Source organism: Williamsia muralis NBRC 105860 (assembly GCF_001598915.1).
GTDB lineage: Bacteria > Actinomycetota > Actinomycetes > Mycobacteriales > Mycobacteriaceae > Williamsia > Williamsia muralis.
Genome location: NZ_BDAP01000001.1, coordinates 1,098,503 through 1,120,785 on the forward strand (window position 1 = coordinate 1,098,503; position 22,283 = coordinate 1,120,785).

22 protein-coding genes are annotated in these 22,283 nt (G+C 64.1%); 10 read left to right on the top strand and 12 right to left on the bottom strand.

The genetic code is table 11. The features are described from left to right. Position 1 precedes the first annotated feature (1 nt). Entirely contained in the window at positions 2-1,276 is a 1,275-nt protein-coding gene (locus tag WIMU1_RS05325; RefSeq protein WP_084248001.1) for a sensor domain-containing phosphodiesterase, read from the bottom strand. Between the two features lie 118 nt (positions 1,277-1,394). Further along, positions 1,395-3,017, bottom strand: coding sequence for a D-alanyl-D-alanine carboxypeptidase/D-alanyl-D-alanine endopeptidase (gene dacB / locus WIMU1_RS05330; RefSeq protein ID WP_062795394.1), 1,623 nt, complete (start codon positions 3,015-3,017; stop codon positions 1,395-1,397). Positions 3,018-3,216: 199 nt separating this feature from the next. Here dacB and WIMU1_RS05335 point away from each other — a divergent pair, with 199 nt between their 5' ends. Both WIMU1_RS05335 and WIMU1_RS05340 read left to right on the top strand, forming a co-directional pair. Continuing rightward, positions 3,217-4,545, top strand: coding sequence for a serine hydrolase domain-containing protein (locus WIMU1_RS05335; protein WP_062795395.1), 1,329 nt, complete (start codon positions 3,217-3,219; stop codon positions 4,543-4,545). Positions 4,546-4,637: 92 nt separating this feature from the next. Continuing rightward, the gene (locus WIMU1_RS05340) at positions 4,638-5,279 is read left to right on the top strand and encodes a PadR family transcriptional regulator (protein ID WP_062795396.1); all 642 of its coding nucleotides are present in this window, start codon (positions 4,638-4,640) and stop codon (positions 5,277-5,279) included. A gap of 13 nt (positions 5,280-5,292) precedes the next feature. On the opposite strand, the gene WIMU1_RS05345 is transcribed toward WIMU1_RS05340, so the two are convergent. From WIMU1_RS05345 to WIMU1_RS05355, 3 genes are all read right to left on the bottom strand, one after another. Then, positions 5,293-6,801, bottom strand: a complete 1,509-nt coding sequence (locus tag WIMU1_RS05345; RefSeq protein WP_062795397.1) for a protein adenylyltransferase SelO — start codon at positions 6,799-6,801, stop codon at positions 5,293-5,295. Between the two features lie 60 nt (positions 6,802-6,861). Next, complete coding sequence (locus WIMU1_RS05350) at positions 6,862-7,113, bottom strand: DUF6480 family protein (protein ID WP_062795398.1); 252 nt, start codon at positions 7,111-7,113, stop codon at positions 6,862-6,864. A gap of 66 nt (positions 7,114-7,179) precedes the next feature. Further along, positions 7,180-7,563, bottom strand: a complete 384-nt coding sequence (locus WIMU1_RS05355) for a DUF5313 domain-containing protein (protein WP_062795399.1) — start codon at positions 7,561-7,563, stop codon at positions 7,180-7,182. A gap of 293 nt (positions 7,564-7,856) precedes the next feature. Here WIMU1_RS05355 and WIMU1_RS05360 point away from each other — a divergent pair, with 293 nt between their 5' ends. From WIMU1_RS05360 to WIMU1_RS05370, 3 genes are all read left to right on the top strand, one after another. Further along, on the top strand, positions 7,857-8,315 hold the full coding sequence (locus WIMU1_RS05360) for a MarR family winged helix-turn-helix transcriptional regulator (RefSeq protein WP_062795400.1): 459 nt from the start codon (positions 7,857-7,859) through the stop codon (positions 8,313-8,315). Between the two features lie 170 nt (positions 8,316-8,485). Further along, positions 8,486-8,716, top strand: coding sequence for a hypothetical protein (locus WIMU1_RS25745; protein WP_084248002.1), 231 nt, complete (start codon positions 8,486-8,488; stop codon positions 8,714-8,716). Between the two features lie 20 nt (positions 8,717-8,736). Next, positions 8,737-8,952, top strand: a complete 216-nt coding sequence (locus WIMU1_RS05370; protein WP_062795402.1) for a hypothetical protein — start codon at positions 8,737-8,739, stop codon at positions 8,950-8,952. On the opposite strand, the gene WIMU1_RS05375 is transcribed toward WIMU1_RS05370, so the two are convergent. From WIMU1_RS05375 to WIMU1_RS05390, 4 genes are all read right to left on the bottom strand, one after another. After that, positions 8,949-10,475, bottom strand: coding sequence for an MFS transporter (locus WIMU1_RS05375; protein ID WP_062795403.1), 1,527 nt, complete (start codon positions 10,473-10,475; stop codon positions 8,949-8,951). The genes WIMU1_RS05370 and WIMU1_RS05375 overlap by 4 nt on opposite strands. Positions 10,476-10,596: 121 nt before the next feature. After that, the gene (locus WIMU1_RS05380; protein ID WP_062795404.1) at positions 10,597-11,286 is read right to left on the bottom strand and encodes an enoyl-CoA hydratase/isomerase family protein; all 690 of its coding nucleotides are present in this window, start codon (positions 11,284-11,286) and stop codon (positions 10,597-10,599) included. 6 nt (positions 11,287-11,292) lie between these two features. Further along, positions 11,293-12,195: a cyclopropane mycolic acid synthase family methyltransferase gene (locus tag WIMU1_RS05385; RefSeq protein ID WP_120803031.1), complete on the bottom strand. Its 903-nt coding sequence runs from the start codon at positions 12,193-12,195 to the stop codon at positions 11,293-11,295. A gap of 348 nt (positions 12,196-12,543) precedes the next feature. Then, complete coding sequence (locus WIMU1_RS05390; RefSeq protein WP_062795405.1) at positions 12,544-14,781, bottom strand: NADP-dependent isocitrate dehydrogenase; 2,238 nt, start codon at positions 14,779-14,781, stop codon at positions 12,544-12,546. A 216-nt stretch (positions 14,782-14,997) separates the two neighbouring features. Between WIMU1_RS05390 and WIMU1_RS05395 the strand changes: the two genes are divergently transcribed. Beyond that, positions 14,998-15,567, top strand: coding sequence for a DinB family protein (locus tag WIMU1_RS05395; protein WP_062795406.1), 570 nt, complete (start codon positions 14,998-15,000; stop codon positions 15,565-15,567). 69 nt (positions 15,568-15,636) lie between these two features. Next, positions 15,637-16,080: a hypothetical protein gene (locus WIMU1_RS05400; RefSeq protein ID WP_211339029.1), complete on the top strand. Its 444-nt coding sequence runs from the start codon at positions 15,637-15,639 to the stop codon at positions 16,078-16,080. Here WIMU1_RS05400 and WIMU1_RS05405 read toward each other — a convergent pair. Beyond that, a complete protein-coding gene (locus tag WIMU1_RS05405) occupies positions 16,068-17,594 on the bottom strand; it encodes a PAS domain-containing sensor histidine kinase (RefSeq protein ID WP_062795408.1) in 1,527 nt (508 codons plus the stop codon). The two genes, WIMU1_RS05400 and WIMU1_RS05405, sit on opposite strands and share 13 nt — an antisense overlap. 155 nt (positions 17,595-17,749) lie before the next feature. On the opposite strand from WIMU1_RS05405, the gene WIMU1_RS05410 reads away from it, so the two are divergent. The 3 genes from WIMU1_RS05410 to WIMU1_RS05420 all read left to right on the top strand — a co-directional run bounded on the left by WIMU1_RS05410 (position 17,750) and on the right by WIMU1_RS05420 (position 20,145). Continuing rightward, positions 17,750-18,922 carry an acyl-CoA dehydrogenase family protein gene (locus tag WIMU1_RS05410; RefSeq protein ID WP_062795409.1) on the top strand — a complete coding sequence of 391 codons (1,173 nt, stop codon included), beginning with the start codon at positions 17,750-17,752 and terminating at the stop codon, positions 18,920-18,922. A gap of 62 nt (positions 18,923-18,984) precedes the next feature. Then, positions 18,985-19,350: a hypothetical protein gene (locus tag WIMU1_RS05415; RefSeq protein ID WP_023957167.1), complete on the top strand. Its 366-nt coding sequence runs from the start codon at positions 18,985-18,987 to the stop codon at positions 19,348-19,350. Positions 19,351-19,380: 30 nt separating this feature from the next. Continuing rightward, positions 19,381-20,145 (top strand): SDR family NAD(P)-dependent oxidoreductase, encoded by a 765-nt coding sequence (locus WIMU1_RS05420; protein ID WP_245969113.1) that lies wholly within the window; start codon positions 19,381-19,383, stop codon positions 20,143-20,145. Between the two features lie 33 nt (positions 20,146-20,178). Here WIMU1_RS05420 and WIMU1_RS05425 read toward each other — a convergent pair whose 3' ends face one another. Both WIMU1_RS05425 and WIMU1_RS05430 read right to left on the bottom strand, forming a co-directional pair. Continuing rightward, the gene (locus WIMU1_RS05425; RefSeq protein WP_062795410.1) at positions 20,179-20,829 is read right to left on the bottom strand and encodes a response regulator transcription factor; all 651 of its coding nucleotides are present in this window, start codon (positions 20,827-20,829) and stop codon (positions 20,179-20,181) included. A 69-nt stretch (positions 20,830-20,898) separates the two neighbouring features. Next, positions 20,899-22,212 (bottom strand): amidase, encoded by a 1,314-nt coding sequence (locus WIMU1_RS05430; RefSeq protein WP_062795411.1) that lies wholly within the window; start codon positions 22,210-22,212, stop codon positions 20,899-20,901. Positions 22,213-22,283 lie beyond the last annotated feature (71 nt).

Here is a 22,283-nt window from a genome sequence, read left to right on the forward strand (position 1 = left end):
TTCAGGAATCATGTTGTGAAGCAGGATCATTGCGATGGTGTATCCGTCGCATGAGTGCTCGGGCAGCGGTGGTCACAATGGAACGGTCGTGGGTGAGCGTGTACTCGTACCGGCGGTCCGGGTCGTCGGGAGGGTCGCCGAGGTCGCGGGCGATGAGCGCTCCGAAGTAGTGCGCGCCCGTGACCGTGATCGTCCACTCGCTGACCAGATTGTCGTCCGCGCTGAGGGGGACTCCGACCACCCCTGCTACCGGGTGAGTCGGCATGTCGACACCGAAGGCCGCCACAAAAGCATGGGGGTGTGTGGCCGCCAGGGCGGAAAATCGTTCTGCGACAACGGGTCCGAAACTTTCAGCGTCTTGGAAAGTGGCCAGGACCGTGACCGGGGCCCGCAGTGTCGAGGCCATGTCCTCGAGGTGGCGGGACAGCGTGATGAGCAGGCTCTTGCGGCCGATGCGCGGACTCATCGTCTTCAGCGCCTCCGACGGCGGGCTCAGCGGCGCGTTGCGCACATCGGTGAGCGGGAGCATCCTGTTCGACACAGCTGAAAAGACGTCGGGCAGGGGTGCGGGGCGTCCGAACAGCCAACCTTGGCCATGGGTCGCGCCGAGCGCCAGAGCTTGTTCGAGGTCGGCCTCGGTTTCGATTCCCTCCGCGATCAGCTCCGTGGCGGGGGTGGCTTCGATGTACGCGGCAATGGCGGCCAGGGTTGCGGTGTGGACCGGGGTCGGGCGGCGAGTCCGGGTGAGTGGGCCATCGATCTTGATGATCTCCGGTGCCACGAAATTCAGCATGGTGAGGCAGTCCGGATTGGAGCCGACGTCGTCGAGGGCCACCCCCCACCCCAGCGCCCTGGCTTCCTCGGCGATTTCCAGAACACGACCGGGGTCGACAAGCAACGCGCGCTCGGTGATCTCGATGACCACGCGGCCGGGCCCCGCATCACCTTCTGGAGCGAGCACGTCGGCGGTCATCGACAGACTCGACGATGTGTCGGCTTCGACGTTGATGAAAAGGGTGTACGCGCCGGGTAGTCCCGCCTCACACGCGCCATGCAACGCGGCTTGCTGCGCGCCACGATCCAGGGCGGCGAGTGTGCCGTCGTCTCGTGCTGAACCGAACACTTCGCCCGGGCTCAGGTCTGGTCGGCTCGGCCACCGTGCGAGTGCCTCGTACCCCGTTGTCTCGCCAGTGCGCAGGTCGATGATCGGCTGGTAGAGGCAGACGATGGGAACTGCGGCAATGCCTGACGTCGAATCTTCACTCCGGTCCATCATGGGGCACGTTTCTCCGCTGTCAGCAGGCCTGCCGAACTGTTGTGAGAAGCCTAGTTGACGATCTCGCGTGCAGTGGGGCGTGCGTGTGCCAGGAAGCGGTGAGGGGCGGTCGTGCGCATCACTTGCTCTGGGCCTGCTGGAATGCAGCCGCGACCATACCCACGTCGTCACCCACCTGGAAGATCCCGCGGGGCAGATCGGGGAACACCGCGTTGCTGACCCCCACGACGAAGAGCAATCGACGGCCGTCAGCGACTTCGAGATAGCCCGACAGCCCCTGGACCGTCATCACCAAGCGTCCCGTGACGGGCTCGGCGTCGGCGGAGGTTCCCGTCTTGCCGACGACCATTCCCTTGGCGGGACTGTCGACCCCCACCCCGCTGAGCGACCCGCGCTCACCAAGGATGGGCTGTCCCGCCCAGAAGGTGTCGGCCCAAGGTCGTCCGTCCACCCACTGGAACCACTGTGTGATCGCGGTGGGCGTGGCCGACGACGGGTCGCTGCCCTGCCCGTCGACGATGACGAAGTCGGACGGCGAGATGCCGGCCTCGGTGGCGAGCTCCCGGATCGCGGGCAGGCCGTCCGAACAATCCTGGGACCCCGCCTCGACCGCCAGCAGACAGAGGAAATCGTTTGCGCCCGTGTTGTAACTGGTGGCCAGGATCATCGAGCCCATCTCTTGGAGCGGTACGGATTCGAGTTTCGCGAGGCGCAAATCGTCTCGATAGCTGTTCTCGGCCGGGAGTGCGGCCTGATCGTTCACCTTGGCAGTCGATGAGACCGTTACGCCCTTGCGCTGCAGGGCTTCGACGAACAGCTGACGCGCCCAGGTCGGAGCGTCGGTGATGCGGAAGACCGTGAGAGTCGACTTGCCCGCGGGTACCGAACCGGTCACCCGCATGAGGGTGGGATCGAGCTCGTCCGCGCTGACCGTCATGGTGGAGTCACTGTCGGCCGCGCCCGTGGTGACTTGCGAGTCGAGTCTGAAAAGCCCGTTGCCAGGCAGCATCTGGATGGTCGCCGGCTGTCCGGGCTGCCCTGGTGTGGCTTGGATGTCGACCAGGTTGTCGTTGACGTAGATCGACGGAACCACCCCTTCGACCGTTGTGTATCGCTCCCACAACCGTGGGTCGACGAGTACGTCTCCGTCGATGCGGGTGACCCCGGATGCGACAACCTGGGCGGCGAGGTCATCGAGTCCGGCGAGCGGATCGCCGGGTGCCAGTACGGCACCCGGGATGGCATCGGCGTACACGTGGTCGATGCCGTCGGTGGCGAAGTCGAACCTGCCGTCGGGTGCATTGCGCCCGCCGAGCGCCAGATCGCCGGAGCCCACCAGGACGAGATTCCCACTGAGCGTTCCGCCCACAGGAGCTGCCGTTGCGTAGACAGGAGTGGTCAGTCGCCGGTCGACGCCGAGATCCTGGTAGACCGTCCCGACGGTGAAGTGCTTTGTCTGCGAGGCCATGAACATGAACTCGTCGGCCAGATTGCTGTAGATGACCTCGTCGGTCTCCGGGTCCACCACCAGATATGACCACCGCGCAGCCTTGTACGGTTCGGTCTCCATGATCGCCGTCGCGGCGGCGGGCAGCGCCTGACCTTGCCCACCGGGCGACTTCTCGTCGGATCCCGACGAGTCGCCTGAGCACGCGGCGGCGAAGAGCAGTCCACCGACGGTGAATGCAGCCAGCGTCGTCCTTGCGCGATACGTCTTGGTTTGTGATTCGACTGATGGCATGGTGGCGCACCACTTCCTGGGTCCGACTCGACACCCACTCCCGACATGGGTGGTAATTACTGCAAATTACACCGTGCAAGTTGCATTTGATGGAAGTATGGTCGATACATTGGCGCGAAGCGTCCACCTCGGGGTGGATCGGCACGTGCCGTATCGGGTTTCGACGGGTCGCCGCGGCCGCGACACCAGGGGAGAGCACATGTCATCACCGTCAACATCAATCCGCGTAGGTCGGCGGCACCGGAACCGTAAGGCAGCGGCCGTCGCCGTGATGCTCACAGCGGCTCTTGTCGCCACCGCGTGCTCGTCGGACTCGAGTAGTTCGTCGACGTCGTCATCGAACAGTGCTGCGCCGGGTGGTGCGCTGGTGCCTCTCGACCCTGCCGCGATGGACAAGGTGGTCGACGAGATGGCGACCGAGTTCCGCGAGATCGGCATGATGGTGCTGGTCCGGACGCCCGAGGGCGACTACACGAAGTCGTGGGGCACCCTCGGAATCGGCTCCACCGAAGCTCCGACCCCAGATACCAAGGTGCGCATAGGTTCCAACACCAAGACGTGGACCGGCACGGCCATCATGCAGATGGTCCAAGAGGGCAAGATCTCCGTGGACGACCCGGTCAGCAAATACCGTCCCGATGTCCCCAATGGGCAGAACATCACGATCGGGCAGCTACTCGACATGCGCAGCGGGCTCTACAACTACACGGCCACGCTGGAGTTGAACACGGCGCTGGACACAGAGCCCGAAAAGGTTTGGACTCCAGAACAATTGCTGGCTCTGGCGTTCGCCAACCCGCCCTTGGCGCCGCCCGGTGCCGAGTACAACTACAGCAACACCAACACGGTGCTCCTGGGTCTCATCGCCGAGCAACTCGACGGGAAACCCCTCGGACAGATCTTCCAGGACCGCTTCTTCACCGAGCTGGGGATGACGGGTACCTCATTCCCTGCCAGCACGGATACCTCCATCCCGGCGACTTACGTGAACGGCTATTCGTACAGCGGGAACGTCGAGACGCTGGGTGAGGGCAAGGAGTCGCTCTCGCCAGAGAAACTGGCGGCCATCGAATCCGGCACCGTCACCCCACGGACCACAACCAATGACAACCCGTCGTGGACTTGGGCTGCGGGGCAGGGCATTTCAACCGCCAACGACCTGGCCACCTGGGTCAAGGCGATCGGCAAGGGTGATCTGCTCGACGAGAAGACCCAGAAGCTGCGGATGGACAGCGTGCAACCGTCTGATCCCGAGGACCCATCGGGGAGTAGCTATGGCTACGGGATCGCCAAGATGGGACCGATGTACGGACACATCGGCGAGATGCCCGGCTACAACTCCTTCATGGGCTACGACCCGGTGAACGACGTCACCATCGTGGTGTGGGGCAATCTCGCTCCGACCGCAGAAGGGTTCCCGCCTGCGGCGATGGTTGCCAAGTCCCTGGTTCCCCTGATCTACGCGGGCCCAGCCACCGACACCGGCGAAGACATCGACGATGCGGCGGAGGACACAAGCGGCGGCTAGCAGCCGGCGGTCGCGGCGGCTCGCAGCAGCGTCTCGGTAGGATTGGCTCTCGCGGCCGTATCGAAACACGACGCTCCGCGGGAAGGAGATCAGTGGCCCAGGGCGACCTCAACACGACGTCGTATGTGATCTTGGGTCTACTGACGGCCAAGGACAGATCGGCCTACGAAATCGCCGAGCAGGTCGGACGAGGGGTCTCCGCACTGTGGCCGCGAGCAGACAGGCAGCGCTACAACGCACCGAAGCGACTCCTCGAACGCGGCCTGGTCACAGCGCGAACCGAACCGGCGGGCAAGCGCCGCAACCGGACGATCTACTCGATCACGCCGCAGGGTCGTGCTGCGCTCACCGAATGGCTGGCCACCCAGTCGCAGCCGCCCGCGTTGGTGTTCGAGGGAATGATCCGCGTGTGCTTCGCAGAACAGGGTTCGATCGAGGATCTGCGGGCGAACCTGCGCAACATGCGTGATCAGGCCGAGGCGGCCCGAAAGCTGTTCATCTCCAACGCCGAACGGATGCTGGAACCGGATCGGGGTTCACATCCTGAACGCCGCCATCTGCTGACCTTGGCCAACCGCTACATGGTCGGGCACTACGCCCACATCATCGAGTGGTCGGAGTGGGCATTGTCCGAGACCGATTCATGGCCCGACACCGTCAGTCCGGCGGATACGTCGCGCGGCCGTACCGAGGAGATCCTCAAAGCCGTGGTGCGTGAGGGCAGGGAAGCGTGAATGGCACCTGTCTTCAAGTGCCGCAGAACGTCTGAAAGTTCTCGCTGAACACCAGCGGGGCGGGCCCGCTGTATTCAGACCACTCGTCGCGACGCTCGAACGGATGCGTGACCACTTCCAGCAACGTCTCGAAGGGACCGAGATCGCCCTCCGTGGCGGCGCGCAACGCGGCGTCGAGGTGGTGATTACGCGGAATGTAGATCGGGTTCACGCGGTCCATCGCATCTGCGGCTTCCGGCAGCGCCACTCCCGCATCCGCCAGAGCGCCGCGCCATCGTTGCAACCACGAGGCGGTGCGCTCACGAGACAACAGATCGTCCAGAGCGGCAGAGTCGCCGCGGAGTTCGTCGGCGAGGGCGCGGAAGGTGCTCGTCCAATCGACGCCGTGATCGGTTAACAGCGCGAGTAGGTCGTCGGTCAACTCTTGTTCGACGACCGCGCCGGCCAAGCCGAGTTTTGCCGCCATGCCCGCCGAGTAGTGACTCGCGTAGCGCGCATCAAAAGTGTTCAGCACTTCGGTCACCGCGGCAATGGCGGTGTCGGGTTCAGAGTCGATCAGTGTCAGCAGGGTTTCTGCGAGGCGAGCCAGGTTCCACTTCAAAACGGCGGGTTGGTTGCCGAACGCGTACCGGCCACCGCGGTCGATGGAACTGAAAACCGCATTCGGGTCGAATGCGTCGAGGAAGGCGCAGGGGCCGTAGTCGATGGTCTCGCCCGAGATCGTCGTGTTGTCCGTGTTCATCACGCCGTGCACAAAGCCTGCGAGCATCCACTGCGCAACCAGTGAGGCCTGCGCATCCACCACCGCATCGAAGAATGCCAGATATCGACTGTCTGGACCTTGCGCGGGCAGATCGGCCACTGCCGGGTAATGGCGGGCGATCGCGTAGTCGGCGAGTGGCTGCAGGATCTGGCCCTGTCGAACCGCGAACTCGAAGGTGCCCACTCGCAGGTGGCTGGACGCAATGCGCGCGAGCACGGCTCCCGGCTCGAGACCGTTTCGGCGAACGGCTTGTCCGGTGGCGACCACCGACAGCGAGCGGGTCGTGGGGATTCCGAGGGCGTGCATGGCCTCGCTGACGAGGTATTCGCGCAGCATTGGCCCGACCACCGCGAAGCCGTCTCCGCCGCGGGAGAACGGGGTGCGTCCTGAACCCTTGAGGTGCAGGTCGATACGGCGACCGTCATCGGTCTTCAGTTCGCCGAGGAGCAGTGCCCGACCGTCGCCGAGCAGCGGCGTGTATCCCCCGAACTGGTGGCCGGCGTACGCCATCGCGACGGGCTTTGCCCCGGGTGGCGCTGACGTCCCGGACAGGACGGCGACTCCTTCGGCGGTGCGCAGCGTTTCGGCGTCGAGATGCAGTGACTCGGCGAGTTGCTCGTTCAGCACGAGCAGGTTGGGGTCGGGTGCGGGAGCGCCCTGCCATGGAACGGTGAGTGCGGTCAGCTGGTCGGCGAAAGTGCTCTCGAGGCCGGCGATCGCGGCTTTCGTGTCCACTGGGGGATGCGGTGTTTCAGCCATCACTCGAGGGTAGCGATCGACAGTGGTGGGGCGCTGTTTGCTTCTTGTCGGACGCCGACATCAGAACAGGCCTACGACACGAGCGATAAGACCGATGGCGATGAGGAGCACGATGAACGAGATCACGCCGATGGCGATGATCGGCCCGGTGCGGCCACGCTGAGGCGGTTCATGATTCGGGCCACCAACACCCGTTTCGGCGGGCGGGGTGTCACCGGGGGTGACGCTGCCCCCGGCTTCGAGTCCCGCGGTGTTGTTCGGTTCGGGGTTCTGTGGTTCGTACTCGGAGTTGTCAGGAGCGTCAGCAGGCATGGGTGCCGAGTACCCGAATCGACGATTGTGAACCAGTGGGGTGAAGCGGTCCGGGACTCGAGTGCTCTACTTGCCCCGGTATTTCTGTTCGTACGCTTCGTAGAGATGGGCGTCGCGCTTTCGGGCGATCGCGTTGACCAGGTCGGGATCCAACCCGTGCTGGGCCAGCCGGTGACGGCGGTATACGCGGTTCAGGGCGATCGAGAACATGACGTACGGCAAGAAGATGGGGACCGTCATGTTCAATCGGACGTAGATCGACGCGTGCACGAAGAGCATTGGCGCGAGCAGGAGGATGCAGGGTATCGCCCAGCGAATGATCATCCGCCGGGTGGCGCCGGGGCCCGCCTGGTCGTTGGCGACCCACGCACTCATGCTGTCGGGCAATTTGGCTCCGTAGCAGTACTTCACGTACTCGAAGAAGGCCGGTCGATCTGCCTCGGATGTCACGCTCGCTCCACTTCTAAGGTCTCCGGCGTCCCCAGGTGGGACGGCGCCGGGCTGTGAGTTCGATCGCGCTGAACCGGACTCGCCACTGGTGCGCACAGAAATACATCGTGCACTATCTAATAGGACGCTACGCCGGTGGTGGGGCAGGGGCCAGTCATGATGACAGAGGTCACAACGTTGAGTGGCCAGTGAATAAGACGCGATTGAATCGCGTGCTATGCAGTAGATTGGGTGTCAATCCGGGTCACCAGCCGCTGGAAGCGGTACTGCCTGTTCGATCGAGGAAGAGTTCCGTGAGCACAATTTCGAAGCAAGAAGAAGGCCATGTTGATCCCCTGGCTCTCGAACGGCAGGTCTGCTTTGCGCTGGCCGTCGCCAACCGCTCGGTGCTGGCTGTCTACCGGCCATTGCTCGAACCGCTCAACCTGACCCACCCGCAATATCTCGTGATGCTCGCGCTGTGGGAGCAATCGCCGCGCTCGGTCAAAGAGATCGGCACTGCCCTGCAACTCGACTCGGCCACGCTCTCGCCGCTCCTGAAGAGGCTGGAGACAACCGGGTACCTGACCCGCCGCCGCGATCCGGCAGACGAGCGATTGGCCGTCATCGACCTCACCGCACAAGGTCTCCGAGTCCGCGAGAAAGCACTTCTCATTCCCGATGCGGTCGTCGAGGCTCTCGGCGTCGACCTGGACACACTCGAGCGGCTTCATTCGGTTCTGACGACTGTGAACGCCGCCGCACGCCGCTGAGTGGATCAGTGGCTTCACGGCGACCGCTCGTGGCTGCCGGCACTCAACGAATCAATCGCTCACGTTGGCAGTTCGCCGAACATTCACGCACTGTTCGTCTGACGCTCTCCGGCGCACCGGAATCTCCGCTCCATGCCGCGAATTCCCCGCTTGCGGTACAGACTTGAGAAATGACATCACGTATCGCGCCAGCCGATCATGCGCGTTTGCTCGAGTTCGCAGAGCGGTGGTACCCGTTCGGGGGAGGCTCGGCCGAGGACATCTTTGTCGAGTTCGGGCTCACCGTGGATGCTTACTTCGAACGGTTGTCCGATGCGCTCGGCGCCGGTCTCGGTGGTTTGGCCCCCGAGGTGCACGAGGCTCTTCAAAGGATTTGTAATCAGCGACTGCATAGCGCTTAGGATCTACGACCATGCCGTCAGTGTCCGATAGCGTCAGTCCCAGCGAAGAGCAAGCGCGGTACTTCGCAGACCAGCTCGAGCAGTGGGCGGACCAACTCGAGGCCGAGCTGTCGGGCCGGGCGGCGGTGCCGGTGGCCGTGCAGCACGCCAAGCGCCGCGAGTTGTACGACGTTCAGCGCCAGATCAAAGCCTTGCGAGATCGATTCCCGAATGCCTTCGAACCCAGGCGGCGCTAGCTGCGATTGCTGGTCAGCGGAAGGCTGGGCGACCCGGAAGGCGGCGAGGGGTCGTGCATCCGGTCGACCTGCTCCAGACTGATCCCCGTCGTCTCGACCCGGAATCTCCAGGTGATCAGGGCGCCGAGCAGTGAGGTGCCCGCCAGGATCAGGACGATGACGGCCGTGCCCCATTCTTCGAGAAGGATCGGGAAGAGGAAAGCGGTGAGGACGGCGCCCACCTTTGCCACCGAGGCCGCCATTCCTGCACCGGTACCCCGCAGGTGGGTGGGGAACACCTCGCCTGCCAACAGGTATGTCATCGAGTTCGGGCCGAGATTGGTCATCAAGTTGAACAACATGAAGCCGGCGAAGACCAGGACGATCTGCAGGGTTCCCGTCATGACCGTTGACAGGGCCGCGATGACGAGACCGACTGCGCAGCCGAGGAAGCCGAAGACCTGCAGTCGGATTCGGCCGAACCTGTCCACCAGGATGACAGCGAGGACGATGCCGATCAGCAAGAAGGCGTCGATCATCACGGCACCTTCGGTGCCCTGGAGGTCGTTGTCGACGACGGCGGTGACGGTTGACTCGTTCGCGGTGGCCGTGCCCACAGTCGCGGCGATGACGGTAGGTGTGAAGATACCGATGCCGTAGGTGCCGAGGTCTTGGAGAAACCAGGGAACACTCGCGAGAATGGTCGACCGGCGCCACGGTGCGCGCAGCAGCATTCCGACGCCGGCGCCGGAGGGTGCTGCGGTGGCTGGATCGCGTCGGTCCAACGTCACCGTGGCCGGATACACCGGCTCCCGCGCAAGTAGGCGCTGGAGCTCGGCTTCGGCCTCCTCGACTCGACCGATGTGGAGCAGCCAGTGCGGGCTCTGCACGATGAACACACGCCCGACCATCACCAGCAGCGATGGGATGACCACGACGGCGAACATCCAGCGCCAGTCGGAGAGCTCGTCTCGATTGCCGAGAATGAGCACGCCGACCAGAGTGCCCGCCAGCGCTCCGACGGCTTGGAAACCGAACGCCGCCAACACCCCTCGGCCGCGCACGCTGGTCGGCATCGTCTCCGAGATCATGGTGTGCGCGGTGGGGTAATCGCAGCCCAGCGCCAGACCCATACCGATAAGGCACACGACGAGGCTGCCGTACCCCGGGCTGACGGTGACGCCCACGAGGAAAACCGTGAACAACGCCATCTCGGCGAGGAACATCTGGCGGCGTCCCCATCGGTCGGACAGGCCGCCGAGGGCGCTCGCGCCGATCATGATGCCGAGCAGTGGTGCGGCCGTTGTCAATCCGGCCTGGGCGGAGGTGAGGTCGAACTCGGCGGTGATCAGCGGCAGCGCCACCCCGACCATGAAGACGATCATTCCCTCGAAGAACTTGCCTGCCGACGCCAACAGCCAGATGCGCTTCTGCATCGAGGTCATCGCCCCGGCGGTGGCCGGCGTGCCGTCGCGCCAGGCCGGCACCTCGTCGATGTACTGCTGCACCGTTGTCGGGCGGCCGTCCTGATCAGTCGCTGTCATCGGCTCTCGCCACCGCCCGCCCCTGTACTCGGCTACCCAGACGGGGGCACCCTACAACGTCACGGTGAACCCGGGTTGTCCTGCACAAGAACGTAATCGGCAGCGACCGCCGCTTGTCGCGCTACTGGTTGTACCCGCTGACCGGCTGCTTCAGTGCTTCGAACACCTCTGGATGCAGACCACGTTTGATGTCACCGAGTACCTCAGACCGGGTGTTGGCGTTGGAGCGAGCCCACTCGACCGCGGCGGTCAGCACGTCGGCCTCTTCCGCGACCTCGTCGACAAGCCCCAACCGAAGTGCCTCTTCTCCGCCGTATCGCCGGCCTGTCATCAGTGCTTCATGTCCGGCACGTGCAGGCAGACGCGCAGCGGTCAGCGCCAGCACCCCGGGTGCATAGGCTGCACCCAGGGTGATGCCGGGGAAACAGAGATAACCGCGGTCGGCCCGCATCACCGAGTGGTCGTGGGCGATGGCGAGGAACGCACCTGCGCCGAAAGCGTGACCTTGCATCGCTGCCACCGTCGGCATCGGAAACGCCAGGAGGCGCGCGAGCAGAGCCTGGATCTCACTCAGACACCAGTCGATCTGGTGCGGATTTTGCGCGCCCCAGCTCAAATCCGCGCCGGTGGAGTAGTACTTGCCGTGGCCGGTTGTCACCAGAGCGCGCGGCCCGGCCTCGGCTTCCACCTCGTCGAGCAGAGCATGAGCGGTCTTGAGCCAGTCCGGATTGAAACGGTTCTGAGGATCGGGGGAGTCGTGCCCGCCGAAATGGAGAACCGACACCTCGCCGTCTTTGTCCAAGTAGGGCACTGTTCCTCAGCCCTGTGAGAACTTCGCCGGAAGTGGCCGGGCGGTCGGCTTGGCCAGACTGAACTGCATGATGTCGATGTACCCCTTACGGAAGTAATCGGCACAACCGGTCAAGTACTTCACGTAGGTGTTGTAGGTGTCCTCCGAGGCGACCTCGATCGCCTCGTCGCGCCGCTTCTGCAACGCCTCCGCCCAGCAATCGAGCGTGCGCGCGTAATGCAACTGCAGCGGATGGACGCGCTCGACGTTGAAGCCGGCACGATTCGCGCCGTCCACCACCCACTGCGGTTCGGGCAGTTGGCCACCGGGGAAGATCTCGAACTGGATGAACTTCCCGAACTCCATGATCTCCCGGTTGATCGGCAGGCCCTTGTCCCGGATCTGGTGACGGTTGAAGCCGACGATGGTGTGCAGCAACATCCGGCCGTCGTCGGGCAGGAGCGTGGTGCAACGGTCGAAGAATGCGTCATAGCGTTCACGCCGGAAGTGCTCGAATGCGCCGATCGACACGATCCGGTCGACCGGTTGGTCGAAATCCTCCCAGCCCTGCAATCGCACCTCTGCACTGCGATTGGTGGCAGACCGGTTCTCCAGCAATTCGCTGGCATACCGGTGCTGATTGCGGCTCAGGGTGAGTCCGATGACGTTCACGTCGTACTTCTCTACTGCGTGGAGCAGGGTCGATCCCCACCCACAGCCGACGTCGAGCAGAGTCATACCCGGCTCCAGGTCGCATTTGCCCAGTGCCAGATCGATTTTGGCGATCTCTGCTTCCTCGAGTGTCATGTCGTCGCGCTCGAAATACGCGCAGCTGTATGTGCGGGTGGGGTCGAGGAACAACGCGAAGAACTCGTCGGACAAATCGTAGTGGGACTGCACGTCATCGTAGAACGGCGTCAATTCGGTCATCGAAGGCATTCCTTCCATGCCTGCGGCGGATGCCGCCCACACGGGTTTGGTTTGGTTTCGATTCACCAGCGCGGGGCACGAACATCGGCGCAGACAGATTCCGGTGTCTGGCGGCGACCCGCGTTCTTGGAGCCGGTGTGACGGCAGTCACTTTGCCATAGAACGCGCCGATTTTCCATTCATGGAATGCGCGCGTCCGATAACGGGTGTCGGTTCGAGACCCGGTGCGGATCGATGGCACCCGGAAACGACAAGGACGGATCACGGGAAACCTCAGGTCTCCCACGATCCGTCCATGTCACAAAGGTTGCTGTTCAGACGCTTTCGTCCGTCAGCGCTGCGGGCACATCACTTCTGGGCAGACTCCAGGGCCTCGTTGAAGGTCTTGCTCGGCCGCATGACGGCTGTCGCGAGTTCGGGGTCGGGCGCGTAGTACCCGCCGATGTCAGCGGGTTGCCCCTGGGCCTCGTTGAACTCCTTGACGATGGTGTCTTCGTTCTCGGCCAGCGACTTGGCCAGCGGTGCGAAGTGCTTGCGCAGTTCCTCGTCCTCGGTCTGGTCGGCCAGCTCCTGCGCCCAGTACATCGCGAGATAGAACTGGCTGCCCCGGTTGTCGAGTTCGCCGGTGTTGCGCGAGGGCCCCTTGCTGTTCTCCAGCAGCTTTCCGGTTGCGGCATCGAGTGTTTTCGCCAGGATGGTCGCCCGCTTGTCGCCGGTCTTGGTGCCGAGGTCCTCCAGGCTGACGGCGAGCGCCAAGTACTCGCCGAGCGAATCCCACCGCAGATGGTTCTCTTCGAGCAGCTGCTTGACGTGCTTGGGTGCCGAACCACCGGCGCCCGTTTCGTACAGTCCGCCTCCGGCCATCAGCGGCACGATCGAGAGCATCTTTGCGCTCGTACCCAGCTCGAGAATCGGGAACAGGTCGGTGAGGTAGTCGCGCAGGATGTTGCCGGTCGCGGAGATGGTGTCGAGACCGCGGACGAGCCGTTCCATCGTGTACCGGATGGCCCGCACCTGCGACATGATCTGGATGTCGAGTCCCTCGGTGTCGTGGTCGGCGAGGTACGTCCTCACCTTCGTGATCAGTTCGTTCTCGTGGGGACGGTAGGGATCGAGCCAGAACACCACGGGCATCCCCGACTCACGTGCACGCCGAACGGCCAGCGCCACCCAGTCGCGGATCGGCGCGTCCTTGACGATGCAGAGGCGCCAGATGTCGCCTTCTTCCACGTTCTGGGTCAAGAGCACCTCGCCCGTGGCGAGGTCGGTGATGTTGGCGACGCCGCCTTCGGGAACCTCGAAGGTCTTGTCGTGTGAACCGTATTCCTCGGCCTTCTGTGCCATCAGGCCGACATTGGGGACGGTGCCCATCGTCGCCGGGTCGAAGGCGCCGTTGGTCTTACAGAAGTTCACCATCTCCTGGTAGATGCGGGAGAAGGTGGACTCGGGGTTCACGGCCTTGGTGTCCTTGGGGCGGCCATCGGCGCCGTACATCTTGCCGCCGGCCCGGATCATCGCAGGCATGGAGGCATCGACGATCACGTCGCTCGGCGAATGGAAGTTCGAGATGCCGCGGGCGGAATCGACCATGGCCAGCTCGGGACGGTGCTCGTGGCACTTGTGCAGGTCGTCGATGATCTCTTCTTTTTTCGACGCCGGGAGTGACTCGATCTTGTCGTACAGATCGGACAAGCCGTTGTTGACATTGACACCCAGCTCATCGAACAGCTCGCCGTGCTTGGCGAACGCGTCCTTGTAGAAAACCCGCACCGCGTGCCCGAAGACGATGGGATGTGACACCCGCATCATGGTGGCCTTGACGTGGAGCGAGAACATGACGCCGGTCTTGTAGGCGTCTTCCATCTGCTCTTCGTAGAACTGGATCAGGGCCTTCTTGCTCATGAACATGCTGTCGATCACGTCGCCGGCATTGAGCGTCACCTTGGGCTTGAGAACAAGCGTCTGGCCGCTCTCGGTCAGCAGTTCCATCTTGACTTCGCGGTCACTGTCGACGGTCATCGACTTCTCGCCGTGGTAGAAATCGCCCTCGCGCATGTGTGCCACGTGGGTGCGTGACGCCATCGACCACTCGCCCATGCTGTGGGGGTGCTTGCGCGCGTACTCTTTCACTGCCTTGGGTGCGCGCCGGTCCGAATTGCCTTCGCGCAGGACGGGATTGACCGCACTACCGAGGCACTTGACGTAGCGGTCGTAGATCTCTTTTTCTTCGTCCGTCTTCGGGTTGCCCGGGTAGTCGGGGAGTTTGTACCCCTTGGACTTGAGCTCCTTGATCGCGGCGAGCAACTGCGGCACAGAGGCACTGATGTTGGGCAGCTTGATGATGTTGGTGTCGGGCAGTTGGGTGAGCCGGCCCAGCTCGCCCAGGTTGTCCGGGATGTGCTGATCTTCGGGCAGGTAATCGGGGAACTCGGCGAGGATGCGGCTCGCCACGGAGATGTCGGTTGATTCGACGTTGATGTCAGCCGCACCGGCGAAAGCACGGACCACCGGCAGGAATGCGTGGGTCGCAAGCATCGGCGCCTCGTCCGTCAGTGTGTAGATGATGGTGGGCTGCTTAGCGTTCATAATTTGCTTCGTCTCCGGTTTCCGTAGCGTTTTCAAGAGGGGTTTTGCCCCTAGTTACCAGTATCACGGCGAATGGGACATCGTGCGAGCAAAGGGGTGGGTGGGTGCTGACCGCCCGCAAACCGGTGGGTGAACTGCGGGCAATCGCGGACCGTTTCTGACCGCAATCGGTCATAACGTCATGGGCGTTCAGTTCCTCCCCGAAAGGACCACACCATGGCCGGCACATACACCTCCGTCACCCTCAGCGTCCCCGTCACCGGCGAGAAAGCCGACATCCTGACGCTTCTCGCCGATCAGCGAGCGCTGCTGAAGGTCACCGCACGCGGCCTCACCGACGCTCAGTCCCGCACGCGGTCAACGGTCAGTGGACTCACCATCGGCGGCTTGATCAAGCACCTCGCCCGCGGCGAACGCGAACATGCCGCGACCATCCGCGAGCGCGACGAGAACGCCGAGTTCGACATGGACGCGGCTGTGGACGCGTACGCCCTCAATGAGGGCGAGACACTCTCGGATTGGCTGGACGAGTACGACCGGGCCGCCGCGGACTACGACCGTGTGATCGCGGAGGTGGAGAGTCTCGACGACCTGATTCCTCAGCCGACCGCACCCTGGCAGCCCGAGCGGGAGTGGTGGTCGGTCCGCAAGATGGCGCTGCATCTGCTCCGTGAGACCGCTCACCACTGCGGCCATGCAGACATCATCCGCGAGGCGCTCGACGGTCAGAGCACCATGGCGGCCATCTCCGGGGACATGGATTGGGGTGACGGCCTCGGCGAGTGACCGTGGCGTCCGCTCGACGGGACTGTCGTCCGGCGGCCGGTTGTCCGAGGCCCGGGATAGATGTCGGCCGTGACCTCTTCGTCGTCGGCGCGCCCCCGTTCGCCATTGCTGCAGGTGCGCCGGATCTGGGCCGAGCCGGAGGCTCAAGCCGATCTGCGCGGCCAGCAGGTGCTCGCGCGATTCCCCGACGCCGACATCATCGACGTCGAGTCGCACTGGCAGATCCCGTCGTTGCACGGCAGTGAGGGCAACGTCGATCGATGGGTGAGGGTCAAGACCGAAGATCTTGTCCTCGGTATGAAGAAGTCGCTGACGGCGCGACCCAACGGGAGGTCGGCTGACTGGATCGCGCCGTCGACGGCCAAGACTCCGGGCATCCAGCAGACCAAGCGGTCGCAGTCGGGCGGTATCAACGTGCGGTATCGCAACGCAGTCAAAGCCTACGCCGTGCACACAATGGTCGAGCTGATCGCGACGCACGCCCCGTGGCTGACTGTCCGCTATGCGTTCTGACCAGTCGGATCCGGATCGTCGCCGAGGGGGAGATGGAACTCGAACACGGCGCCGCGAGGGAAGTTCTCGCGCGCCGACAGGGTTCCACCCTGGCGGGTGATGATCCGGTGGCTCAGAGCCAGCCCGATGCCGTGGCCGGTCGACTTGTCGGTGAACGCGCCGTCGAAAATGCGGCCGGAAGGCATGTGTGACAAGCCTTTCCCTTGATCGGTGACGGTGAAGACGCCGAAGTCTCGCTCCCGCCGTACCGCCACCGACACCAATCGTTGCTCCGCCGGCCACTCCGCCATCTCCTCGATGGCGTTGAAACACAGGTTGAGCACCACCTGCCCGGTCAGCACCCGCTCGCACACCACTTCGACCGGGTCTTCGGCAGGTGCGTACTGCACGATGACCCCCCGTTCCCGGGCGCGCAGGTCGATGAAATAGGCACACTCCGCGACGATGTCGTTGAGGTCTGTGTGCTGCTGTGACTCCTCGAGAGTGGTGACGTACTCCCGGAGGCTCCGCACGATGTTGTTGGCCCGATCGAGTTGTCTGCGTGCATGTTCGAGCCCGCGGTGGATGTCTTCCTGCCCCGACTGGCTGTCGCCGAGGCGGCTCTGTGTACCCGCCAGGTAGTTGGTGGCGGCAGCGAGCGGCTGGGCGAGTTCATGAGCGATGGCCATGGCCATGTCGCCCATGGCGTTGTACCGGGCCAGATGATTGAGGTACTGGGCGTCACGGCGATGCGCTTGCTCGGTGAGGACGTGCTCGGTCACGTCATGACACAGCAGCAGCGAACCGCTCAGGTCGTTCTCGATCTCGATGTGCTGGCAACTACCCGAATGCCAACGCACACGTCCACTCGGCAGAGCCAGCTCGTAGCGGATGCTCTCTGGCTCACCGTGGCGCGCTGTGCGCCCGAGCGCAGCCTGCACGCTCTGCCGGGATTCTCCTGGACGGCAGAAGTTGATGAACTGTGCGCCGACCAGGTCGTCGACCGACGAGTCGAGCAACGCAGCCGCTGCCTCACTGGCGTACGTGATCAGGCCGTCGTCGTCGAGGACAAGAATGCCTTCGCTCATACTCCGTAAAAAGGCCGCCAGACGTGCCTCGGTTCTGGTGAGGTCGGCCTCTGTGCGCACCAGGTTGCTACGCATCAGCGCTTCGTGTTCGATGTCGCGGAACTGGACCATCACCACCGGTCGGGCGGACAGCTCGACGCGAATGGCGATCGCCTCGGTGAGGATGACCCGGCCGCTCTTGGCCCGGTACGCCCATTCGGTCACCGCCACACCGTTGTCCGCGGCATCCTGCAGCCATTGGCGGCCGACCGACCGCCGGTACCGGCGTTCGCGGGCACTCATGTCCGGTGCCTTGAGGGGACGCAGTTCTTCCACACTGAACTCGAGGAGTTCGGCGGCCGCCGGGTTGGCCCACAGGATGTCTTTCGTCACCGCGTCGTGAACGAGGACGCAGTACCGCAGTGACCTGACCAGGCGCTCGTAGTCGCTTGCCGTCAATTCGGGCACATCCGCCTCCTTTGCAGGCCTTCAGCATCGGGTGCCCGGGGCCGGGGTGCAAGTAAGGAATTGCTTAGTCGCCACGCGGGAAGTCCCGATACCGCGGAATCGGCCGCGTCCATAGCGTTTGCGGCAGAGCGATTTCGAACGAATGGGAGACAGCGATGACGACCGAGAGCGTGACGCAGAAGGTGTCCGCGGAACCGGCGGGTCCGGCACGAGACGCGGCTTTTGATCACGCACTCGAGGTGCTCCGAGCACGTCGCGACGAGTTCAACGAGCAGCGATTTGTGCCGAAGGACTACATCGAACTCCTCAAGCGCGCCGGGATCTATCGGGCCTCCACGCCAGCGGCGTTCGGCGGTGAGCCAGTGCCGCCCGCCGACTTCATGCGACTGATCGAGCGTATCTCCGCTGTCGATCCGGCCACGGGATGGGTCTCGAGCTTCGGTTCAGCACTGGTCTACTTCGCGGCTCTGCCCGTCGAGACCCAGGAGAAGATCTATGCCGAAGGGCCCGATGTCGCCTATGCCGGTGGTCTTTTCCCGATGCAGAAGGCCGAGAAGGTCGACGGTGGCTTCGTCTGCTCGGGCGTATGGCAGTTCGCCAGCGGATGCCGTGGCGCGGACATCCTGGGCATCGGACTCGTCGGTGGGCCGGACACCGGAGGCAAGCCACTGACCGCCCTCGTCCACCCCGACGATGTGGAGATCGTCGACAACTGGTCGGTGGCCGGGATGAAGGCCACCGGAAGCCACTCGATCCGCGCTGAGAGGCTGTTCGTCCCCGACGAGATGACCTTCGTCCGGGGCGGGGCTCCGCAGGTCGACGAACCCCTCACCCGGTATCCGTCGCTGGCCTACGCCGCGCAGGTGCTTGCGGTGGTGGCGCTGGGCGCGGCCAGGGGAGCTCTCGATCACGTCATCGAGGTGGGGGCGGCCAAGTCGTCCATCACCGGCGGTGAGGCCAAGGGCAATCGGCCCGCCTACAAGTCGGGAGTTGCCAAGGCAGAGGCGGAGTTGCGGTCGGCGCGCGCCTTCTTCTACGAGACCAGCGAGCAGGTATGGCGCAAAGCTGTTGCCGATGAGCCCATCTCGGACACGGACCGGGCGATGTTGCGGCTGTGTGCAACACACGCCGCGCATGTCGGGCGTGCTGTGGTGCTGCAGGCGTTCGACCTTGCGGGCACCGGCGCGATCTACGAGACCCACCCACTGCAGAGATATGTGCAGGACGCACTTGTCCCCGCACAGCACGCCATGCTGCAGACCCATACGTACGAGGCAGCCGGCGCGCTGATCCTCGGACTGGACGCCGGGATTCCCAGCTTCCCCTGAACCCTGCCTTCCCCAGGCATTGTGCAGCAGCAACATTCACCTCGACCAAGGAGTAGGACATCATGGCCACCGAGCCGCTACGCACACTCTTCTGCATCGGCAACAACCAGAACTTCTTCGACCTGCCGAAGTCCGAGATCGGCCCCGTCTGGGTTGCCATCTCGACGATGCTGTCGAACCTCAAGAACATGGACGGCGTCGACATCATCGGCACGTTCGACGACGATTCGCACATGGTGGGACCGTCGGACGGTTGGCCGTGGACGTGTTACGTGCTGGCCGATGTGCGTGATCAGCCGACGGTCAAGGAAGCCTGCAACCTGCTTCGCACCACCATGATCGGCGAGTACGCCCTGTGGAAGTACTTCAAGATCGAGGCCCGGATGGGCCGCGAGTTGACGATTCGCGACGACGTCGCACTTGACTGACCACACGAGCGCCGACCACGAGGTGAACCGATGATGCGAGACGAGCACGCCACCCAGACCGGTATCGCGGTGGTGACCGGGGCGGCAGGGGGAATGGGCCGCCACATTGCCAGCCGACTGCACGCGGACGGTCATCGAGTTCTCCTCACCGACATCGCGGTCGATGCGGCCGAGTCGTTTGCGGCCGAACTGTCACCCGACCGCACCACCGCACGTGCGGTGGCACTGGATGTGGCCCATCGAGCAGAGTTCGCCCGCGTGCTCGACGAGTGCCGCGAACTCTGGGGTGTACCAACCATTCTGGTGAACAACGCCGCAGTCACCCAGGCGGCCGACCTGATGACCCTCGGCGAGGAGGACTTCACGCGGGTGCTGACGACCAACGTCAACAGCATCTTCTTCGGTTGCCAGATATTCGGTGCGGCGATGGCCGCGCAGGGGTACGGCCGAATCGTCAACATGGCCTCGCTGGCCGGTCAGAACGGTGGGACCGCGACAGGTGGGCACTATGCGTCGTCGAAAGGCGCGATCCTCACGGCCACCAAGATCTTTGCCCGAGAGCTCGCAGCGCAGGGGGTGACGGTGAACGCCATAGCGCCTGGCCCACATGATCTTCCGGTGGTTCACGCAACCGTACCGCCCGAGAAGCTGGATGCGGTGATCGCGGGTATCCCGGTCGGCAGGCTCGGCGACCCGGCGTTCATCGGTGACGTGGTCAGTTTGCTGACCTCTGCCGGCGCGAGTTTTGTCACGGGCGCGTGCTGGGACGTCAACGGCGGTCTCTACCTTCGTTGACCTGCCGAGGGAACGACAGCGACTTAGGAGCCTCTAGTCGTGGTCGACGGCGATGTCGACGTCGAAGCGCAGGACGTCACGCACCAGCGTGCTGATACTGTCCGCGTCGGTCTTGCTCTTGATCCGCGCGCGGTGCACGTCGACCGTCTTGACACTCATCCCGAGGCGGCGGGCGATGTTCTGGCTGGGTAGCCCCTCGACAACCAGCGCGAGGATCTGGCGTTCGCGAGGTGTCAGCGACGCCACCTTGACCTGCACCGCCTGCTGCAGACGGAACTGCCGGAACCTGCTGTCGGCCTTCTCGACGCCGGCCTGTACCGCGTCGAGCAGGCGCTGCGGTTCGTATGGTTTCTCGAGGAAGTCGAGTGCCCCGGCCTGCAGGGTACTCACCGACATCCGGATGTCGCCGTGGGCGGAGACAAAAATGATCGCCACGTGGGGCGCAAACGCAGTCAGCTTCTCCTGCAGGCGGGTTCCGCTGATCTGCGGCATCCGGACATCGAGCACGATGCACGCCGCGTGGTCGCCGTTGTACGCCGAGAGGAACTCGTCGGCGCTGTGGAAGATCCGCGGCGTGATGCCGATGCTGTCGAGTAACCAAGCCACCGACTCGCAGAGTTCGGGATCGTCATCGACAACGTAGACCGTTGCCGGTCGTGGGTCATCGGTTGGCTGATCGGACATTTCTCCTCGGATCTCCGCATCTCGAACCTGGCAATGGAGACGAGTCGACTCTACCCTCTCTGCTGCGCGTCAGTCCTGAACCGGGGGCAGAGCCCTCAGTACGGCTTCGAGGGCGATCGCGACGTCGAAGAGCTCGCCCTCGTGGCCAGGATGGCCGATGAGTTGCAGTCCGAGTGGAAGACCGGCCACAGTACGTGCACCGGGGACGGTCACTACCGGGGCCCCGAGTAACTGCCACGGCCGACTCAACACAGGCGATCCGGTGGCAGCGAGGCCGGCGGGTGCCGGTCCGAGTGCTGCCGGCCCGACGATGATCGATCGCCCCATGCGGTCCACGAGTTGCGCTCGCGCACGCTCGCGTCGGTCGAGGGCCGCATCACGGTCACCCTCTGATGTGTTCCGGCCGTCGTCGATCAGCTGTCGAAGGGGATCGCTCAGAGTTCGGGAGTGCTGGTTGTACACGGCGTCGAGCGTGATGGCCGCTTCATGGGCCATCACGGTGAGGTGATCTCGGGCGAGCTCACGCACCTGATCGTCCCACTCCAAACGTTCAGTCGCACGGCCTGCTTCACGGAGGAGCGTGGGCACCTGCTCGATCAATCGCGCCATCGGCGGTTCGATGTCCCCGAGTGCCGTTCCATCCCAGACGAATACGGTGTTGATGCTGTCTGTGCTGCTCGGCTGCAGTTCCCGGCCGGTGAACGACGAGTACACGTACGCCAGGTCGGACACCGTACGGGTGAGCATCCCCAGCGAATCGAGCGATTCGCTCAATCCGCACACACCCGCCAGGTCGGTTGTGCCGTGCGCGAAAACCATTCCTGCCGCGCCGCAGAACGACGCCGGCCGGGTGAGTGACCCTGCGGTTTGGGTACCCAAGGCAAGCGGCAGGGTGCCGGCTCCCACAGCAGCGGCGGAACCGCTGGAAGAACCGCCGGGCGTGTGATCGATCGCGAAGGGATTTCGTGTCGGACCGGGTGCGAAGTACCCGAATTCGGTTGTGACGGTTTTGCCCTGGACCACGGCACCGAGCTCGCGTAGCCGGGCGACGCACGGCGCATCGGCGAGGACAGGGTCGGCCGACGTGGTCGACGATCCGGCGCGCGTAGGGATTCCGGCGACGTCGATGAGGTCTTTGACCCCCACGGAGATCCCGCGCAGCGGCAGGGCGCCGTTGTCCCGGTCCCGGTCCCGGTCCTGGTCTCGTTCGCGTGCTTCGTTCATCGTCTCGGTCGACAGGTGAACCCAAGCCGCGATACGTGATTCGGCGCCTTCGATCTGTCCGCGGACTGCCGAGGCGAGTTCCTCGGCGGTCACGTCACCGTTGCCGACGGCGGCGGCCTGATCCTCGATCGACCGTGTCAGGTGCTCAGCGATCACCATTGTCTCCTTCATATCCGGTGCCGCCAGTGTGCCCGCCCGCGGCGACGGGGAACAGTAAAGATTTCTCTCCT

Excerpts from the sequence above, each read along its gene's own strand:
- WIMU1_RS05375 (WP_062795403.1), bottom strand. The coding sequence starts at position 10,475 with ATGACAGCGACTGATCAGGACGGCCGCCCGACAACGGTGCAGCAGTAC.
- WIMU1_RS05325 (WP_084248001.1), bottom strand. The coding sequence starts at position 1,276 with ATGATGGACCGGAGTGAAGATTCGACGTCAGGCATTGCCGCAGTTCCC.
- WIMU1_RS05430 (WP_062795411.1), bottom strand. The coding sequence starts at position 22,212 with ATGGTGATCGCTGAGCACCTGACACGGTCGATCGAGGATCAGGCCGCC.
- dacB (WP_062795394.1), bottom strand. The coding sequence starts at position 3,017 with ATGCCATCAGTCGAATCACAAACCAAGACGTATCGCGCAAGGACGACG.
- WIMU1_RS05395 (WP_062795406.1), top strand. The coding sequence starts at position 14,998 with ATGGCCGGCACATACACCTCCGTCACCCTCAGCGTCCCCGTCACCGGC.
- WIMU1_RS05350 (WP_062795398.1), bottom strand. The coding sequence starts at position 7,113 with ATGCCTGCTGACGCTCCTGACAACTCCGAGTACGAACCACAGAACCCC.
- WIMU1_RS05390 (WP_062795405.1), bottom strand. The coding sequence starts at position 14,781 with ATGAACGCTAAGCAGCCCACCATCATCTACACACTGACGGACGAGGCG.
- WIMU1_RS05420 (WP_245969113.1), top strand. The coding sequence starts at position 19,381 with ATGATGCGAGACGAGCACGCCACCCAGACCGGTATCGCGGTGGTGACC.
- WIMU1_RS05415 (WP_023957167.1), top strand. The coding sequence starts at position 18,985 with ATGGCCACCGAGCCGCTACGCACACTCTTCTGCATCGGCAACAACCAG.
- WIMU1_RS05335 (WP_062795395.1), top strand. The coding sequence starts at position 3,217 with ATGTCATCACCGTCAACATCAATCCGCGTAGGTCGGCGGCACCGGAAC.
- WIMU1_RS25745 (WP_084248002.1), top strand. The coding sequence starts at position 8,486 with ATGACATCACGTATCGCGCCAGCCGATCATGCGCGTTTGCTCGAGTTC.
- WIMU1_RS05385 (WP_120803031.1), bottom strand. The coding sequence starts at position 12,195 with ATGACCGAATTGACGCCGTTCTACGATGACGTGCAGTCCCACTACGAT.
- WIMU1_RS05425 (WP_062795410.1), bottom strand. The coding sequence starts at position 20,829 with ATGTCCGATCAGCCAACCGATGACCCACGACCGGCAACGGTCTACGTT.
- WIMU1_RS05345 (WP_062795397.1), bottom strand. The coding sequence starts at position 6,801 with ATGGCTGAAACACCGCATCCCCCAGTGGACACGAAAGCCGCGATCGCC.
- WIMU1_RS05410 (WP_062795409.1), top strand. The coding sequence starts at position 17,750 with ATGACGACCGAGAGCGTGACGCAGAAGGTGTCCGCGGAACCGGCGGGT.